Below are 18,076 nucleotides of genomic sequence, written 5' to 3' on the forward strand. Positions count from 1 at the left end.
CTGTACCTTTTTGTTCAAAAAAAGAAGTCCCTTCGAAATTCGAGGGACTTTCCAACATCACACTAAACTTGCTAGAATTCAACTGCGCCTGTCTCTGTTCCGTTAATTACATAGTAAACAGCATTTTCTTCAGGCTTAATATATAATTCCATTGTCTTAATATCGCCAACTTTTTTGCCGGATTTTGTCCATGATTTTTTTACGCTGGCAATGATTTCTTTTTCTTCTACCTGTTTTCCATAACACTGAACATAAGTACTTACTTTGATTTCTTTTTTCGCTGTTGTTTTTTTAGTTGTTGTTTTCTTGGCTGTTGTTGCTGCCTTTTTTGCAGGTGCTTTCTTCTCAGGTGTCTTTTTCTCTGTTGCTTTCTTTTCTGCGGGGGTCTTAGCCGGTTCAGCTTTTGCTTCCGGAGCTACCTTTGTCGCTGTGTTTGTTGCTGCAGTTTCTTTTACAGTTTCATTAGTTGCTGGTGTTACTTTCTTTGTGGCCATGATAATTCCTCCTCAATCTTCCTAAGCCTCATCACCTAGTTCAAGTTATTATAGCACACTTTTTCAAAAAAGCAATTTTCGCTCCTCACTATGCTATCCCCTTTTTCTTAGGCAAATATTTCCAAAATAACCCCTGCGATCACCGAAATAATATACAGAACTCCTACTATTTTTAGATTTTCTTTTTTCTCTCTGTTAATTTTAAACAATACGACCAGTCCAATTCCCGCCCCGGTACACAAACCTGCAATAACAGATGCAAAAGAGATTGCTCCGTTTAAATATAGCTGTGTCAGAATCACAGAAGCCGCACAATTAGGGATCAGTCCAATAACTGCAGCTATGAATGGCTGAAAGATTGTATCTCCAAGCAAAAATGTAGATAATTGTTCAATTCCGAAAATCTCTATGCAAAGATTCAGTACTCCAGTAAATACCAACAAATACACAAATATTTTGATTGTATGATGCCATGCCGGTTTTAAAATCGCAGACTCTTCTTCATGACATCCACATTCATCGCAGAGATTTCCACTTTCTTTTGGTATGGATATCTTCTTTTGAAAGAAAATGTCTATCACATATCCTGCAACAATAGCGATCACCACTTTTGCCACAAGCAATATCCCAACTTCTTGTACAGCATCAGGATTCCCCAGCATAATTAAGATTGCCTCATCTGAAGTTGCAATAAATACAGACAGAAGTGTCCCCACGGAAATAATTCCTCCTGCGTAAAGATTCGCTGCCATAACGGAGAATCCACACTGAGGGATGCATCCTGCGACCGCTCCAAAGATCGGACCTGCCTTTCCTACTTTTGCCAGAACCTTTTCTGTAAATTCACCAGAATAATGCTCCAGTGCTTCTATCAATATAAAGGCTACAAATAAATATGGCAGCATTTTCAAGCAATCCAGACCGGTATCCAGTATCACGTCCTTTATCATTTCCATATATATTGTCCTTTCTGTTTTTGACCTAATAGGACTATTTTAGATGTTGTTTTGTGAATTTACAAGGAGAAAATGAAAAAATGAGAAAATCTATCCTTTTTTGAAAAAAATCTTGTATACTAACATTAAGTTAAACTTTCGTAGGAGGGATTATTTTGAGTACATTTGAACGAATTTCATCTGGGCTTTCCGGCCTGGATTCCATCCTTGATAATATTCGTCTGGGCGACAATGTCGTATGATATCTTTGACTGTCTGTCGGACTTGCAGGCTGCATGGGCCACCGACCTGATGATGGGAAATTTTTTCCAGGTAACCTGTCCTTATCTGTTTGAACAAAATACTGTCGCTTATTTTCCAATTCTTCGCGGGCTCCACTCTTTCGATGCAATTGCCCGTATTCAGGAGACGACTCAGCTTCTTCTGGACGTCTATAGCGATGCCAACAGCTTGTATATCAATCCGCTCAAAGTATGGAATCGTTATTCACCAAATATGTTCCTTCCACACCAATACATTACAAAGGATGGTTCTTTTCTACCTCTGCGCGGAGGATATGAAGTCAGCCGATTTTACACCCTGGTGGACAACATGACTCGCATCTATGAAAATCAGAACCTGGACAGTTGGGAACGTTTCGTATCTGACGCCAGCCGCATTTACCATAAAGACCGTACTTTTTCCGCAGAGACAGAAGATACCTTCTGCCAGAATATGATGTCACGTGATCCAAAGATTCTGGAATTGTTGAAGACATATTTTGAACCAGAGGATTATTTTCATATCTATAATCGTATGATCGGAACCGGAAGTATTGGTGGAAAAGCCTGTGGCATGCTTCTCGCGAGAAAAATCGTTGCCAAAGATGCGCCAGAAGTATTTCAACACATGGAACCACATGACTCCTATTATCTTGGTTCAGATGTCTTCTATACTTATATTGTACATAATAAGTTCTGGCGTCTTCATATCAGTCAAAAGACAAAAGAAGGATACTTCCGTCTGGCCCCTCAGATCGAAGAAGCATTCAAAAACGGAGTCTTTCCAGAAGCAACAAGGCAACAGTTTATTCGTATGTTAGAATATTTTGGGCAGCGCCCGATCATTGTCCGCTCCAGCAGTCTTCAGGAAGACGGTTTTGGAAATGCATTTGCCGGAAAATATGAATCTGTCTTCTGCATTAACACCGGTGATATCACCGAGCGTCTGACGGAACTGGAAAATGCTGTCCGCACCGTATATGCCAGTACCATGAATCTGTCTGCACTGGAATACCGGAAACAGCGCGGGCTTGGTTATAAGGATGAACAGATGGCTCTTTTGATTCAGCGTGTATCCGGTTCCATGTACGAAGATTTTCTGATGCCCAATGCTGCCGGCGTCGGATATTCCTACAGTTCCTATCGCTGGAGCGATTCTCTGGATGCTTCCTGCGGAATGCTGCGACTTGTCATGGGGCTCGGAACCCGTGCGGTCGACCGTACCGAAGGAGATTATCCACGAATTGTCAATCTGGCTCAGCCAGAAAGTTCTACCCTGACCGACAGTTGGGCAAAGCATCAATACTCCCAGCGTTATGTAGATCTGATTGACTACCGGAATAAGGCACTTGCCACCCGTTCGGTCAAAGAGGTTACTCCTTATATGGATCCATGGTATAAACGAATGGTTCTGGAACATGATTTTGATGCAGAACGAACCTTCCGGGAACGAGGACAGCATCGTGAGATCCTCTTCGCAAGTTGTGAAGGTCTTGTTCGGAATAAAGCATTTACCGAATGTATGAAGTCTCTTCTTCGCACATTGCAAAACGCATATAATTATCCGGTGGATATTGAATTTACGATCAACAGCAATGCTTCCGGTGAATTCGTCTTCAACCTGCTTCAATGCCGTCCGCTTCAGATCGGTACATCACGGGACGCAGTCACCGTTCCAGATTTTCCAAAGGAACAGACCGTCTTCTCTGTGACCAATTCCTCCATGGGAGGATCCCAGTCTGAACGGATTGACTACATTGTATGGGTAGACTCCAAGGGCTACTATCAATGTCCATATAAGCAAAAACCGGACATTGCTCGTATTATCGGTGACATCAATCATTATTTCCGAAAAAGCAACGAGAAACTTATGCTCTTCGTTCCGGGAAGAATCGGCACATCCTCACCAGAACTTGGCGTTCCGGTAACATTCGCGGAGATTCATCATTTCCATGCCATCTGCGAGATGTCTGACAGTGAAGTCGGTTACATGCCAGAACTTTCTTACGGGAGCCACATGTTCCAAGATCTGGTAGAAGCAGAGATTTTTTATACAGCCATCTTTGACAATAACAGAACAATCTATTTCAATAAGGACTTCTTCAAAGATGAACCAAATGTATTGACCAATATTCTTCCCGACTGCGGAGAATATACAGATATCATCCAGGTCTACAACCTGCATGGAAAAGGAATACGTCTATACTCTGATGTAAGAAACGAAAAGACAGTGCTGGGATAAAGCACTGTCTTACGTTTTTATTAAAAACTTTTTCTCTTTTAAGGTATTCTCTATCATATCTAGAGTATCTTCGCTGTCTGCAGTAACCTTATGATAATGATAGTTAGATGTTATATTCTTCAACGGACTGGACTTGCCACTTCGGATATCTTCCATAAATTCTCCCACTTTTCTTCTCGAATTAATATGAAGTTCCGCCTCGATATGACCATATACCCGGTGATTGACCATAACATTTTCTACACAGCCCCCCAGATCAACGATGGCGCACAATTCTTCTTCCAACTGATCATCGGTATGCTGTACTTTAAATACTCTGCTGACCGTCTTCGGAGTATTCAAGATATATCCCCGGTTTGTGGAGATGATATCGTAACCCGCCGCACGAATCAATGCAATGTCCTGCACAATGACCTGGCGGCTTACTTCATATGTGGAAGCCAGCCTGCTTCCTGACACCGGCACTGCACTTTCTTGTATCTGCCGGATAATCTCTGTTCTTCTTTCAGAACCAGTCATAAATGCTTCTCACCTCCCTAATCATATACGAACTCTTTTGCTGGTTTTCCTTGCAGCACTCATTGTCTGCACAGCTATTATACCACATGAAGATTCTTTAGGGAAATATCTAATATTGGTGCAGAATGAGTCAAAGCTCCGCTGGAAATATAATCCACGCCCAAGGATGTCAGACGTCCGATATTCTCTCTGGTAACATTTCCTGAACACTCTGTCTTGGCGCGTCCATCTATAATACGGATTGCCTCTTGCATCTCTTCTGTAGACATATTATCAAGCATGATGATATCTGCGCCTGCTTCAACCGCTTCTCTCACCATATCCAGATTCTCCACTTCTACCTCAATCTTTCTCACAAAAGGAGCATATTCCTTTGCCATCTGAACCGCTTTCGTCACACTGCCGGCTGCACCAATATGATTATCCTTCAGCAATACTCCATCCGACAGATTATACCGATGATTATATCCTCCGCCTACGCGAACTGCATATTTTTCAAAAATCCTCATATTCGGCGTTGTCTTACGAGTATCCAACAGTTTCGTATGACTGCCTTCTAACAGTGATGCGACCGAATGCGTATAGGTCGCAATTCCGCTCATACGCTGAAGATAATTCAAGGCAACCCGCTCACCAGATAACAGGACACGGATATCACCAAGAACCTTTCCCATCAGCTGTCCATTTTTCACTTCGTCTCCATCTTTACAATACAACTGAACCTCTGTATCTGCATCCAGCAACTGGAACACTCTGGCAAATACCTCAAGCCCGGCAATAATTCCATCCTGTTTGCAGATCAGATCCACTTCGCCTTTCACCGCTTCCTTCATCACAGAATTCGTGGTTACATCCTCACTGGAAATATCCTCTTTCAGCGCTTCCAGAATCAGATGATCCGCCTGTAAAGTCATTGTAATCTTATTCATAATCTAATGTCTCCTTCTCTTCACACTATGAGCGTCCAATCTTTTGTGCTGCCCGTTTAGCAAATACCATACTCTCCAGCAGCGAATTACTTGCCAGACGATTCGCCCCATGCACACCATTGCAGCTCGTCTCACCAACAGCATACAGATGATCCATAGAAGTCCGACTGTCAGAATCCACCCAGATTCCACCCATAAAATAATGCTGCGCCGGCACTACCGGAATACATTCCTTCGTCACATCGTACCCTTCTTCGAGACAATGCTGGTATATATTCGGAAAGTGCTTCATAATCTCCTCTTTCGGGATATGCTCCATAGAAAGCCATACATATTCGGAACCGTCTTTCTCCATCTGTTCATGAATAGCCTTTGTCACCACATCCCGCGGCAACAGCTCATCAACAAAACGCTCTTTCTTCTTATTATATAACACAGCACCCTCTCCTCGCACAGATTCCGATATTAAGAATCGTCGTCCCGGCTTTTCAGAATAAAGTGTCGTCGGGTGAATCTGCACATAGTCCAGATGTTCCAGGCGAACGCCGTGTTTTTTCGAAATATCAAGTGCATCACCTGTCAAATGTGGGAAATTCGTAGAATGCTTATATTTTCCGCCAATACCACCACTTGCCAAAATCGTATTCTCTGCATATACAGTCAGCTTACCATGTTCATTTTCTGCCAGAATACCGATACATCTTCCATCTTCTTCAATAATATCCGTCATAGCTGTATATTCATAAATAGTCACATTGTCAAGTTTCTTGACCTGTGCCAACAGCTTACTTGTAATCTCCTTTCCCGTAATATCCTCGTGAAATAAAATTCGTGGTTTTGAATGAGCACCTTCTCGTGTATACTCAAACTCTCCATCCTTTTTTTCAAATTCCACTCCATATCCAACCAACTCGTTGATAATGTCTCTGGAACTTCGAATCATAATATCTACAGATTCTCTGCGGTTCTCATAATGCCCCGCCTTCATTGTATCTTCAAAATAGCTGTCATAGTCAGATTCATCTCTCAAAACGCAGATTCCTCCCTGAGCCAGAAAAGAATCACTGCTCTCCAGATCCGATTTTGTAATCATAAGAATCTTCTTGTCCGAGGGCAGATTAAGTGCACTGAACAGACCAGCCACTCCTGTACCAACAATAACAACATCGGTATGTATCTTCATCTTTCAATCCTTCCCGGTGCCAAATGCCCCATTTATTCGCAGATACTTTTTGTTCTGCATCATCTTTACTTTGCAAGCTCCAGCATTCTCTCCAATGGTTTCACAGAAGCTTCGCGAAGCTCTTCCGTAATCTGGACTTCATTCTCTCCTGTCTCCAGAACATACAATATCTTTTCCAAAGAATTCTTCTTCATATTTGGACAGGTCGGAACTGACTTCGGAAAATAAAACTTCTTTTCCGGATTGTTCTGACAAAGCTTATAAGAAACTCCTTCTTCCGTACAGATAATAAATTCTTTTTCTTCGCTTTCAGTCGCGTATCTAATAATCCCGGAAGTGCTTCCAATATAATCAGAAATCTCCAGAATCTCTGTCCTGCATTCTGGATGAGATAATACTTTTGCCTCTGGATGTTCCTTTTTTACTTCCAGAACTTCCTCTGCCTGCATTCTTTCATGCGTCGGACAGAATCCTTCGTTATATACAAAATTCTTCTCCGGCACAAGCCCTGCAATATAATGAGCCAGATTACGGTCCGGAATAAAGAAAATATTTTTATTAGGAAGTGCTTTTACAATCTTCACTGCATTTGCTGAAGTTACACATACATCAGAATATTTCTTCAATTCTGCTGTAGAATTGATATAACACACAACCGCCAGATCTTCATATGTATGACGCATCTTCTGAATCATCTCAGGATCTGCCATATGCGCCATCGGACAATCTGCACTCAGATCCGGCATAAGTACCGTCTTCTGGGGATTCAATGCCTTGGCGCTCTCTCCCATAAATTCAACACCGCAGAATACAATGGTCTGTTCATTAAGCCCAACGGCCACCTTACTCAGATAATAGGAGTCTCCTATATAATCTGCAACTTCCTGTACTTCCGGCTTCACATAATAATGTGCCAGAATCACTGCGTTCTTCTCTTTTTTCAACTTTTCAATTTTATCTACGATAGTCATAACTTTTTCTCTCCTTTTTCAGACTCAGACCATTATACCACTGTAATTTACATGTGACAAGACAGTTGTGTTTACAAATATTAATTTTTAATATTTTCAATCACAGATATGCGAAGGTAATAAAAAAGAATGGGAAAAGATATCATAACCTTTTCCCATTCTTTTAATCTACAGATTTTAGTGATTCTGCCATGCTGATGCGTTTTAATTTGCCATTCATGACAAGATCTACGAACCAGGCAAATGCAAAAGTCAACAGTATACTATACACATAACTGATCGGTGCAATCCGGACATCAAATGCCACCTGATCTACCTTTACCTGCGACATCACAAACATGTGGAAATATTTGCCAAGAACGAGTCCTGCCATCGTTCCTATAAATGTCAGTATCATGTTTTCACGGAATACATAACTTGCAGTTTCATTCCTGTAAAAGCCCAGCACCTTAATCGTTGCGATTTCTTTTATACGTTCCGTGATATTGATATTGGTAAGGTTATACAATACAATAAATGCCAGTCCGGCCGCACATACAATAATTACCACTACTACCAGGTTCATACTGTTCATCATGCTGGCGAAGCGAGTCTTGGTATCTTCAGATACCGTTACATTCGTTACTTCATCCAGCTTCATCAGATCTGCAGAAAGCTGATGCACATCTGCTTTTTCTGAGGCGTTGATATAGACAGCATTCAGAGATGCATCCTCTCCCATATATTTCTCATAAGTCTGCGTCGTCATGTATACATAATTTCTAATGTGATTTTCAAAGATACCACTGACCTTAAGTTCCATGGTCTCATGGTTCTCATCCTGTAGTGTAATGGTATCTCCTACTTCTATCTCATAGTTCTCTGCAATCGCCTCGGAAAGAATACACTCTCCTTCTCCCGGATAAGCTATTTCCTTACCACCCGGATCTTTCAGATGTACAAATGGCGAAATATCTTCCTTCTCATCCACTGCAACCAGATTGATACCCTTCAATTGGTCTCCATGAACAAGATCCATACTCTTTTCCATCACATAGACAGACTCCGATACCTCTTTACCAAGTGACTTCTGAATCTCAGCCTTTGTACTTTCCTCTGCTTCATCTGCCAATGTTACACTCATATCATAGACCTGAATGTTATCATACTGGTCACTGGCAATATTGGTCACTGAATCCCTGACACCAAATCCGGTGACAAGTAGTGCTGTACATCCGCTGATACCGATTACCATCATCAGGAACCGTTTCTTATAGCGAAATACATTACGATAGGACACTTTATATAAGAATTTCAGGCGTTTCCAGATAAATGGCACTCGCTCAAGAAGCACTCGCTTTCCGGCCTTTGGCGCTTTTGGTCTCATCAACTCCGCTGCCACCTCACCAAGTTCCTTGCGGCAAGTCAGGAACGTAGTTCCGGCAGAACATGCTACGGACACAATCAATGAGATCAGACCAAGCTGCCAATCAAACACATATGACAGTTTTCCTACATCGTACATCATTCCATAGGCATACCAGATGACATTCGGGAACACCCAGGTTCCGCCAAAGAATCCAATCAAACAACCCAACACTGCTGCAGTGCTTGAATAGAACAGATACTTGCCCATAATCGATGACTTACTATAACCCAGTGCTTTTAACACACCGATCTGCGTTCTCTGTTCTTCAATCATCCGGCTCATCGTAGTAATACATACCAGTGCCGCTACAGCGAAGAAGAATACCGGGAATACATTGGCAATTCCATTGATGATTGCCGAATCACTCTCGAAACATGCATATCCAACATTCGTATTTCGATCCAACAGATAGCTTTCCGGTGATGCAAGATCTTCAATCTCTTCTCTTGCATCCGCAATCTTCTTCTCTGCATCTGCAATCTCATCTACAAATTCCTGATAGCCTTCCCCATACTCTGCCAGACCATCGTTATATTCCTGCCATCCATCCTGAAGCTCCGCTTCATTCTTTGCGATCTCAGCCTTTCCGCTCTCAATCTCAGCCTCTCCTGCAAAGAATGCATTCCAGCTTTCTGCTATCTGTTTCTTTCCTGACTCAAGCTGGGCTTTGCCGGAATCCAATTCCTTCTGGGCAGCCTCCAGTTGGGCTCTTACTGCTGCGAGCTGGGCATCTGCATCATCTAAGTTCTGTCTCTGGGCATCGATTGTTTCCTGCGCTGTCTGAATCTGTGCCAGATGATTCGTAATCTCTTCCTGTTTTTGAGCAATCGCAGCGGAAGCAACTACAAGTTTCCCATTCATGATGGCTATTCTTTGTGCAGCAGGCAGGATGCTTGTGTCAATTCCCTCTCCGGCATTTCCTTCCGACAATCCTGAAAGTAATTTATCCACTGCCTCTTCCAATGGCGCAAGAATCGCTTCTTTTTGTTCTTCCGGCAAGGAATCCAATGCGGCTGCATCTTGCTGCAGCTTTGAGACTTGATCTTGTGCCTCATTTAACTGATTTTGTCCAGCTTCTAATGCTGCTTTATTCTCATTCAACTGCGACTGACTGCTTTCCAGCTGTTGTCTTCCTTCTGCTGCCTGTGCTTCTTTTTCCACTAATAGCGCCCAGTTACTTTCCAGTTCTGCCGCACTACTATTTAATACAGCTTCATTCTGAGCAAGTTCTGATTCCGCATTCTGAAGCTTTGAACGGCTGGCATCCAGCTCCTTTTGACCATCTGCCAGTTCTTTTTTTGCATCGGCGATCTTACGGTCCGCATCTTCCAGCTTCGCTTTCGCCTCCTCAAGTTCTGCTCTTGCATCGGCAAGCTCTGCTTCTCCCTCAGCTCTTCCATCAGCCAGTTCCTGTTCCGCATCATTCAACTTCTCTTCTGCATCTGCCAGAATTCTTGCATAGTGATGTTCTGCTGCCTCTTTCGCCAGATCTTCCCATTCCTCTTCCTTATCATCCATATAGGCATCATATTCATCGCTGTATATCTCATAATCCTGATCAAACTTCACCAGAATCTCTGTATAATAATCTGTATCAAAGCTCTCCCATGGAAGATACATGAAGCCACTGATGCGTCCATTTCCAAGAGAAGTATTGCCTCTCTCAAACTGTATGTAATTGGAGGATTGCGCCAGTCCTACAATGGTATATTCTGTTTTTGTAAAGCATTCCAGATCATCTTCATCGTTCGTATCCGAAAGCACCAGCGTCTTCCCGATATCTTTCTCGGTAAAACAAGAAGAATCCACAAGACACTCTCCGGCATTCTTCGGCATACGGCCTTCCATAAGTTCAATTCCATTCATATCTTCCGGGAGATTATAGGCCTTTAACACCATTTCATTCTCTCCGGCAATATTGCACAGAACATCCATATTGAAGACACCTTCTGCGTACCTTACATCCTTCTGCTTAGCAAGGAATTCCACATCCTCTTGTTCAAAGCCAAGGGTAGACAATATCCGATAATCATAGAATTGCTTCTCCGTCAGATACTGGTTGACAGTCTTTACCATAGCCGGCTGTGTCACTTTCAGGCCTGAAAAAAGGCCAACTCCCAAAGCAACAATTGCAAGAATCGCAAGAAATCGGCCTATACTTTGTTTAATTTCCCGTGTAGTAGATTTCCACATATTCGACTTCATTATTCACCTGTCCAAAAATGCATAAATTGCAAATATTTTTCGATAATATAGAATTATTTTAACATCTTTTGACACAAGATTCTATTAAATATCTGTGAAAAATAAATGAATCACTTGGGCGGGGTATTCACTATGTCAGATCTTTCTCATGATAGATCTCGTATAGTCTTTCGTACAGTCCCGAAAGCTTTCCATAAATATTCTTAAACACTTCCTCATAGAGCCTCTCGTAGATCTTGTGCTGCTCAAGATTCGGTTCAAAGACATCCTTTTTATGCACCATGGATTCCACGGCTTCCTCATAACTTGAGAACACACCAAGCCCTACAAATGCTGCCATCGCACATCCGATTCCGGTCACTTCATAGCTCTGGGTCCTGATTGCAGGAATTCCGAACATATCGGCGGTAATCTGGCAGATCTCCCGGCTCTGCGAGCCTCCTCCGCCAAGATACAATTCCTGAAATTTATGGCCAGATCTTCGCTCCATCAGCTTCATTCCATCCATCAATGCAAAGTTAATACCTTCTATGATTGCCCGGTATATATGAATCCTCGTATGCTGGTCTGAGAATCCAATCACTGCCCCTCTTGCGTTCGGCATGGTAATATTCGGTGTGAAATACGGCTGGAACAAAAGCCCCTCACATCCTGCCGGAATCTCTCCTAGTCGCTGATTCAGGAGTTCTTCTGCCGACAGGCCAAGCTTCTTCGCCTGCTCAACTTCCTTTTCTGCAAACTCTTTCTTAAACCAGGAGATGAGCCAGTATCCCCGGAATATCTCGATCTCCGGAGTAAATCGCCCCTGGATGATCGAATCATATGGCGGGATAAAGCGTTCTGGCTCCAGATATTTATCAATGGTAAATGTTATCGTTGCGGTTGTTCCCAGACCAATGGCTGCTTTCTCCCTGCTGACACATCCAAGTCCCAGGATCTCACAGGCTTTATCCGAACCTGTTGCGATCAATTTCATTCCTTCTGGAAGGCCTGTCTCCTCCGAAGCCTGAGCGGTAATCGTACCAAGTACTTCTCCAGATTCTTTGATCTCACACAGCTTCTCTTCTTCTACATCGAATACCGGACGGGTCAGTGCTCCTTTTCTCTGCCAGTTTCTGGACTGACTGTCGAACGGAATATGCCCTACCTGGCTTGCTGCCGCATCCACCATCTGACCAGTCAATCTGAAAATAAGATATCCACTTAGCAGCAAGTATTTGTATGTCTTTTCCCACACTTTTGGCTCATTCTGCCTGATCCAGTTACAATGAGACTTCTGATACTGCACATTGGCAGTCTCCTCCATCCCCACTGCTTTAAAGAGCATACGAGTGACCTGAGAAAACTTCGGTTTTCCCTCGGCTTTTCGCTTATCCAGCCACAGAATCGCCGGGCGAAGCGGTTTTCCATCCCGATCAACACATACAACAGTATCACGGATCGTAGTGATAGCTGCCGCCTCAATCTTTTCAAATATCTCTGGATACCTCTTTTTTAAATCCTGCGATGCCTGACAGATATTCTGATAATAAAAATCGGCATCCTTTTCTGCCCAGTCCGGGTTCGGAGATTCATACGGTTCCTGGTGCTTCACCTGGCTTTTTGCCAGGATTTCGCCTCTCTGATTGATCAAAAGTGCTCTTGAACTCTGCGTTCCTACATCATACGCAAGCACGATTCTATCTTCCATTGCAGTCCCCCCTTTCACTGCTACTGGATATCTTCCCGTAAGAATCGTTTTTCCTCTTCTTTCAGATCCAGACCAAGCGTACCGCCTGGATTCATCATATTATCTGGATCAAAATATTCTTTTAACACTTTAAATACGCCATACTCTTTTCTTCCCAGCTGACCTTCCAGCCATGGTGCAAACATCTTTCCAATCCCATGGTGATGGCTCATGGACGCACCAGACTTCTGGATCGCATCCAGAATTGTGGCATGATATGCCTTGAATTCCTCAGCATCCGACATTCTTGTGATAAAGATAAAGTACAGATTCGCTCCCTGTGGATAACAGTGGGACATATGTGTAGTAACAATGGTATTCGGAAGTGCATGACATACCTTTCTCACTTCCTGATGCACTTTCGCCATATTCGACCAATTCACCGTACACTCTAACGTATCCGTCATAATTCCAAAGTCCAACAAGGTATCTCTCAGATATGGGTCGTTGAATCTTCCCTTTTCCCAACTCTTGGTCACGAAAGATGTCAGGCTCATTCCGCCGTATTTGTGGGCAATCCGCTTAATATTCTTCGCTACATTTTTAGAAAATCCTTTCTCTCCGTCAGTAAATCCCAGGAACAGGCATCTCTGCATATCCACATATCCACGCATATCCAGAAGATTCCAAAGAGGGGTCTCATCTACATTATAAAGGCGAAGCATCAGATTGGTCTCTTCCGGGTCAGACAGGCGGAATACGGATGCATTGCCGGCCTCGCACTGCATCATTTCCCGTGCTGCCGCCCGGGCAACCTTCCAGTTCTTAAAGATAAAGGAGAAGCGCTTTCTGTTCTCCGGCATATAGCGGAATACCTTTAATGTTACCTCCGTCAACACTCCAAATGCTCCTTCACTTCCCATCATAATCTGATTCAGATTCGGACCGGTGGCCTCTCTTGGATAATGACTGGTCTGGATTGTTCCGATTGGCGTTGCATACTTCTGTGATAATACGATATCGGTGATACATCCATAATAAGTACTGTTCTGTCCGGCACCTCTGGTCACTACCCAGCCGCCCACACTGCTGTATTCAAAGGACTGTGGGAAATGTCCACAGGTATACGCTCTTTTGGCTCCGTATAGCTGCGGTGCATTGTTCAAAGCTTCTTCCAGCTGTGGCCCTGAGATTCCACTCTGTACGGTAATCGTCTGGTCCACTTCGTTGAAACTAAGTACTTTATTGAATCTCTTTCGCATATCCAGAGAGACACCGCCCTTCGTCGGCTCCACACCTCTGGTCACACTGCTGCCGCCGCCATATACATACAATGGAATCTTCTGTTCCGTACAATATGCTACGATTTTCTCCACTTCTTCTGTTGTTCCAGGATACAGAACTGCATCCGGCAGGCTGTCAATCTGACGCTGACGCAGTCTTGCAGCATCATACCCGGTCTTTCCATAGGCAACTGCAAGTCTTGGATAATCTTTTGTTGTTACATTGTCTTTTCCCAGAATCTCCACAAATGCATCCAGATGCTTCTGCTCCAGATTGCATGGTGCATCCAGCTTGACTGGGTCCATCCCGATATCACCTGCATAAGACTTAAAATCATCGTCCGTCATCTTGAACTTTTCCTTCATCATTTTATACAAAGATTCTTTCGGATACTTTACAAACTCTGGGTCTCCCCATCGGAAAATAGACCGATAGCTGTCCTTTGGAGCAGCCTCCTTTACCCATTTTGGTTCAAATCCTTTATACGGTTTCGCACTCATTTTCATTCTCCTCTCTACTCAGTCGATTACTCGTCACAATAATATCTACACCTAATCCAAGAACATTTTCCAGCAACACATCCCCCCGTCTGACATGCCGGTCCACCAGGATATGATTGATCTCCTTCATAACATCAAAGATTCTCTCTTTTGGAATCTCGCCGGACACCCGAACCGGCAATACCGGTACTTCCGGATAGATGGTCCGGACTGTGCTGCAGATGGTTCTCATCGGATGTGTCAGCTCTGCAATGGCAAATGCTTCTCCTCTCTTACATTTATTGCCTGTAACATGGAGTGTTCCTTCTACTTCTTCAATCTGCAGCGTACATCCATTGGGGCAGGTAATACACGTCATCTCTCTCATCTCTTCCCGCCTCCTTTTGCTTCCTTTCGAACGGATATCTTCACCTTAGAAGATTCTGTCAGGCGGAATCTCTGGAAATCCAGTTCCAGATGCTCCATCTCTGGCGGTTTCAGATTCGTATACTTCTTCTCGAATACATTCTTCCCATCTATCTCAATACATAACGTACCATATGGTATCGTCTCTCTGCTTCGAAAATACATCACAACATGTTCCAGTCCCTGCTCCAGATTCAGGCTCTGTGGTACCAGATACTGTAAGGATACATCTGTTTCCAGCTGTACCTTCTTCCTGCCTGGTTTCCAGTTCTTCTGATAGCCTGCCGCCGCCTTCCCGGCAAGTTCACCACTTTCAGATACATAATCCACCAGGTCATTGACATGGAGTGCATTTCCACAGGAGAACACTCCTTCTACATTGGTCATAAACAGATTATCACAGGCAGGCCCTTTGGTATGTCCATCCAGTAAGACCCCCAGATTCTCCGCAATCTCATTTTCCGGAATCAGGCCGACCGACAGAATCAAAGCATCACACTCTACCAGCCTCTGTGTCCCCGGAATCGGCTGCATCTTCTCATCTACCTTTGATATCTCTACAGCCGTCAGTCTGTCCTCTCCAAATACTCGTGTCACCGTATGGGACAGATGTAATGGGATGTTGTAATCCTCCAGACATTGAACAATATTTCTCGTAAGCCCGGATGGTTCTGGTTTCACTTCATAGACGCCTTCAACCTCTGCACCTTCTAACGTCAGGCGACGTGCCATGATCAGGCCAATATCGCCACTTCCCAGAATGACACATTTCTTTGCAGGCATCTCTCCCATCAGATTAACAAAATGCTGTGCTGTTCCTGCGGTAAAGACTCCTGATGGTCTGGTTCCATGGATGAACACCTGCTTTGCCGTCCGTTCCCGGCATCCCGTAGCCAGAATGATCGTCCTGGTCTGATACTTCTGTACACCCTTTCGGTTGACCGCTGTTATCCGGAAGTCTTCCTCTTTCTTGCAGATATCCGTAACAAAGGTCTGTACTTCATACTCTATGTGCAGTTCGTGGAATTCATCTTCGAACCGTTCCACATATTCTGGTCCTGATAGCTTCTCTCCAAAACGAAGGAGACCAAATCCATCATGGATACACTGCTTAAGGATTCCTCCCAAATGCTCTTCCCGCTCAATCAAAAGCACTCTTGCTCCTTCTTTTCTGGCAGAGATTGCTGCGGAAAGTCCTGCGGGGCCTCCGCCAATTACAAGTACATCGCAACTTTGCATCATTGTACCCCCTTTGTCTTTCCATAGCATATTATGGAATTTTCCCCGGATTTTCTAACTTGTTCAACTGGAATATTCTGGTGTTCACTGATAATTCTGGTTACCAGAGGCATACAGAATCCACCCTGACACCTTCCCATTCCCGGGCGGACACGCTTCTTAATTCCATCTACCGTTGCTACCGGGATCGGGGAATTCAATGCATCCAGAATCTCTCCCTTACTGATCTCTTCACACCGGCAGACTATGACTCCATAATCTGGATTTTCCTGAATCAATCGGTCTCTTTCTTCCTCTGGGAGATTCTTCACCTGTGGAATTCCCTTTCTTTTTGGCTGGAATTCTCGATTCACTTCAACCTTTTGCGACTGTTTTAACTCATGAACCGCCATCTCTGCCACATCGACTGCAACCGCAGGCGCAGTTGTCAGACCTGGCGACTGTATTCCGGCACAATGAATCAGGTTCTTCGTCTTACGCCCTTTTTCTATCACAAAATCTTCTTCAAACGTTGCCGGCCGGACACCCGTAAAATATGTAATGATATCTTTCTTCGAGAGCTTCTCCGACGTCATCTTCTGCTTCTCAAACACTGCATCAATGCTGGACTGTTCCGTTGCGAAGTTCTCTTTTTCATAGGTTTCAATGGCATTCGGCCCCACCAGGAGATTGTTATGGGCGGTATGGACAATGCCACCTCCCTTGGTATGTGCTGCGTTATGGGTCAGTTTCTTTATCGAAGAGATTCCCTTCACAAGGCTTCCGGTCTTTTTGTCCAGAATCGAATTGGTTCCTTTTCTCGGATGAATCGAAAAGAATCTGTCCCCTGCCATCTCAGCCACATCCTCGGCAAATACTCCAGCCGCATTGATCACCAGCTTCGGGTATATGGTTCCGCGATTGGTCTTAACACTTTGAATCCTGCCTTTTGATACTTTCATTCCAAGCACGACCGTATTCAGACTTACTTTTGCCCCATTACTCACTGCATTTTCCCCATATGCAATCGTCAATCCATAAGGACAGACACATCCGGCACTTGGATTGTAAAGTGCAAACTGAAACTTCGGATTCAGATTCGGTTCTCTTCGGTGAAGCTCCTTTCCCGACAGAATCTGTGTGTCCGTCACCTTGCAGATGTGCTTACGCTGCCACGCATACAGCCAGATAAATGGATACACGATCTTATCTGTAAAGCCAACGTACTGTCCACATCTCTGAAATGGCACATCCAGATCTTCGCAGATCTGATCAAACATACGATTGCCTCGCACCACGTACTTCTGCTTCAGTGTTCCACGTCCCAGATCCACTCCGGGATGCACTTCTCCATCATTCCTGCCCGATGCCTGCACAGCAAGATCTGCCTCTTTATCCACCAGCAGGACATCCAGCTTCCACTTCATTAATTCTCTCGCAATACTACATCCGGATATTCCTCCGCCGATAATCAGGACATCCGGCTTCGCCCCTTCCAGCTCTTCATCACTGAGTGAAGGGACTCTCATCGCCGGCATCTGCACACCATCCAGCACTACATCATTGACCACATGGACTCCCGGCTGCTTCACCACACACATACTGCAGGCTTCCACAATATCCTCCCACCTGGACATATGACCAGATACTCGAATGATTCTTCCTTCCACCGACACCCTGACACTGTCTCCAAACCGCTTTCGCAATTTATGATTCAGTTTTTCTTCCAATGCTTCTTTTTTCATCCACTCACTTCTTTCTATAAGTCGTCCATGCGACCGACTCTAAGTTTATATTAGCAAATCTGTACATCAAAGTCAACATTTCGCTCTA

Annotated in this window: 13 protein-coding genes; 1 reads left to right on the forward strand and 12 read right to left on the reverse strand. The window is 44.0% G+C overall.

Annotated features, from left to right (window positions below):
* Positions 1–71: 71 nt before the first annotated feature.
* Both ACQRD1_RS02165 and ACQRD1_RS02170 read right to left on the reverse strand, forming a co-directional pair.
* On the reverse strand, positions 72–494 hold the full coding sequence (locus tag ACQRD1_RS02165) for a DUF6465 family protein (RefSeq protein ID WP_235233576.1): 423 nt from the start codon (positions 492–494) through the stop codon (positions 72–74).
* 107 nt (positions 495–601) lie between these two features.
* On the reverse strand, positions 602–1,450 hold the full coding sequence (locus ACQRD1_RS02170) for a putative manganese transporter (protein ID WP_235233573.1): 849 nt from the start codon (positions 1,448–1,450) through the stop codon (positions 602–604).
* Positions 1,451–1,615: 165 nt separating this feature from the next.
* Here ACQRD1_RS02170 and ACQRD1_RS02175 point away from each other — a divergent pair, with 165 nt between their 5' ends.
* The gene (locus tag ACQRD1_RS02175; protein ID WP_427786867.1) at positions 1,616–3,952 is read left to right on the forward strand and encodes a PEP/pyruvate-binding domain-containing protein; all 2,337 of its coding nucleotides are present in this window, start codon (positions 1,616–1,618) and stop codon (positions 3,950–3,952) included.
* A 9-nt stretch (positions 3,953–3,961) separates the two neighbouring features.
* Here the strand turns inward: ACQRD1_RS02175 and ACQRD1_RS02180 are convergent, their stop codons facing one another.
* From ACQRD1_RS02180 to ACQRD1_RS02225, 10 genes are all read right to left on the reverse strand, one after another.
* Positions 3,962–4,471 (reverse strand): transcription repressor NadR, encoded by a 510-nt coding sequence (locus ACQRD1_RS02180; RefSeq protein WP_347376735.1) that lies wholly within the window; start codon positions 4,469–4,471, stop codon positions 3,962–3,964.
* A 77-nt stretch (positions 4,472–4,548) separates the two neighbouring features.
* Entirely contained in the window at positions 4,549–5,400 is an 852-nt protein-coding gene (nadC, locus tag ACQRD1_RS02185) for a carboxylating nicotinate-nucleotide diphosphorylase (RefSeq protein WP_347376736.1), read from the reverse strand.
* A gap of 25 nt (positions 5,401–5,425) precedes the next feature.
* A complete protein-coding gene (locus tag ACQRD1_RS02190) occupies positions 5,426–6,583 on the reverse strand; it encodes an L-aspartate oxidase (protein ID WP_427744076.1) in 1,158 nt (385 codons plus the stop codon).
* A gap of 65 nt (positions 6,584–6,648) precedes the next feature.
* A complete protein-coding gene (gene nadA, locus ACQRD1_RS02195; protein ID WP_427744075.1) occupies positions 6,649–7,554 on the reverse strand; it encodes a quinolinate synthase NadA in 906 nt (301 codons plus the stop codon).
* Positions 7,555–7,717: 163 nt separating this feature from the next.
* Positions 7,718–11,167 carry an FtsX-like permease family protein gene (locus ACQRD1_RS02200; protein WP_427786868.1) on the reverse strand — a complete coding sequence of 1,150 codons (3,450 nt, stop codon included), beginning with the start codon at positions 11,165–11,167 and terminating at the stop codon, positions 7,718–7,720.
* Positions 11,168–11,297: 130 nt separating this feature from the next.
* On the reverse strand, positions 11,298–12,857 hold the full coding sequence (locus ACQRD1_RS02205; RefSeq protein WP_235233564.1) for an FGGY-family carbohydrate kinase: 1,560 nt from the start codon (positions 12,855–12,857) through the stop codon (positions 11,298–11,300).
* A gap of 20 nt (positions 12,858–12,877) precedes the next feature.
* A complete protein-coding gene (locus tag ACQRD1_RS02210) occupies positions 12,878–14,620 on the reverse strand; it encodes an FAD-binding oxidoreductase (RefSeq protein WP_235233562.1) in 1,743 nt (580 codons plus the stop codon).
* Positions 14,601–14,987, reverse strand: coding sequence for a DUF1667 domain-containing protein (locus tag ACQRD1_RS02215; RefSeq protein ID WP_235233559.1), 387 nt, complete (start codon positions 14,985–14,987; stop codon positions 14,601–14,603). Before ACQRD1_RS02215 ends, ACQRD1_RS02210 begins: the two co-directional genes overlap by 20 nt.
* A complete protein-coding gene (locus ACQRD1_RS02220; RefSeq protein WP_235233558.1) occupies positions 14,984–16,267 on the reverse strand; it encodes an NAD(P)/FAD-dependent oxidoreductase in 1,284 nt (427 codons plus the stop codon). The genes ACQRD1_RS02215 and ACQRD1_RS02220 overlap by 4 nt, the downstream gene beginning before the upstream one ends.
* Positions 16,264–17,988 (reverse strand): NAD(P)/FAD-dependent oxidoreductase, encoded by a 1,725-nt coding sequence (locus ACQRD1_RS02225; protein ID WP_427744068.1) that lies wholly within the window; start codon positions 17,986–17,988, stop codon positions 16,264–16,266. Before ACQRD1_RS02225 ends, ACQRD1_RS02220 begins: the two co-directional genes overlap by 4 nt.
* Positions 17,989–18,076 lie beyond the last annotated feature (88 nt).

Source organism: Bariatricus sp. SGI.019 (assembly GCF_050315235.1).
Classification (GTDB): Bacteria; Bacillota; Clostridia; order Lachnospirales; family Lachnospiraceae; genus JAFBIX01.

What these genes read in the sequence shown, in the direction of transcription:
- ACQRD1_RS02220 (WP_235233558.1), bottom strand. Translation starts at nt 16,267, where the DNA reads ATGATGCAAAGTTGCGATGTACTTGTAATTGGCGGAGGCCCCGCAGGA.
- ACQRD1_RS02170 (WP_235233573.1), bottom strand. Translation starts at nt 1,450, where the DNA reads ATGGAAATGATAAAGGACGTGATACTGGATACCGGTCTGGATTGCTTG.
- ACQRD1_RS02200 (WP_427786868.1), bottom strand. Translation starts at nt 11,167, where the DNA reads ATGAAGTCGAATATGTGGAAATCTACTACACGGGAAATTAAACAAAGT.
- ACQRD1_RS02205 (WP_235233564.1), bottom strand. Translation starts at nt 12,857, where the DNA reads ATGGAAGATAGAATCGTGCTTGCGTATGATGTAGGAACGCAGAGTTCA.
- ACQRD1_RS02210 (WP_235233562.1), bottom strand. Translation starts at nt 14,620, where the DNA reads ATGAGTGCGAAACCGTATAAAGGATTTGAACCAAAATGGGTAAAGGAG.
- ACQRD1_RS02180 (WP_347376735.1), bottom strand. Translation starts at nt 4,471, where the DNA reads ATGACTGGTTCTGAAAGAAGAACAGAGATTATCCGGCAGATACAAGAA.
- ACQRD1_RS02165 (WP_235233576.1), bottom strand. Translation starts at nt 494, where the DNA reads ATGGCCACAAAGAAAGTAACACCAGCAACTAATGAAACTGTAAAAGAA.
- ACQRD1_RS02190 (WP_427744076.1), bottom strand. Translation starts at nt 6,583, where the DNA reads ATGAAGATACATACCGATGTTGTTATTGTTGGTACAGGAGTGGCTGGT.
- ACQRD1_RS02215 (WP_235233559.1), bottom strand. Translation starts at nt 14,987, where the DNA reads ATGAGAGAGATGACGTGTATTACCTGCCCCAATGGATGTACGCTGCAG.
- nadA (WP_427744075.1), bottom strand. Translation starts at nt 7,554, where the DNA reads ATGACTATCGTAGATAAAATTGAAAAGTTGAAAAAAGAGAAGAACGCA.
- nadC (WP_347376736.1), bottom strand. Translation starts at nt 5,400, where the DNA reads ATGAATAAGATTACAATGACTTTACAGGCGGATCATCTGATTCTGGAA.
- ACQRD1_RS02225 (WP_427744068.1), bottom strand. Translation starts at nt 17,988, where the DNA reads ATGAAAAAAGAAGCATTGGAAGAAAAACTGAATCATAAATTGCGAAAG.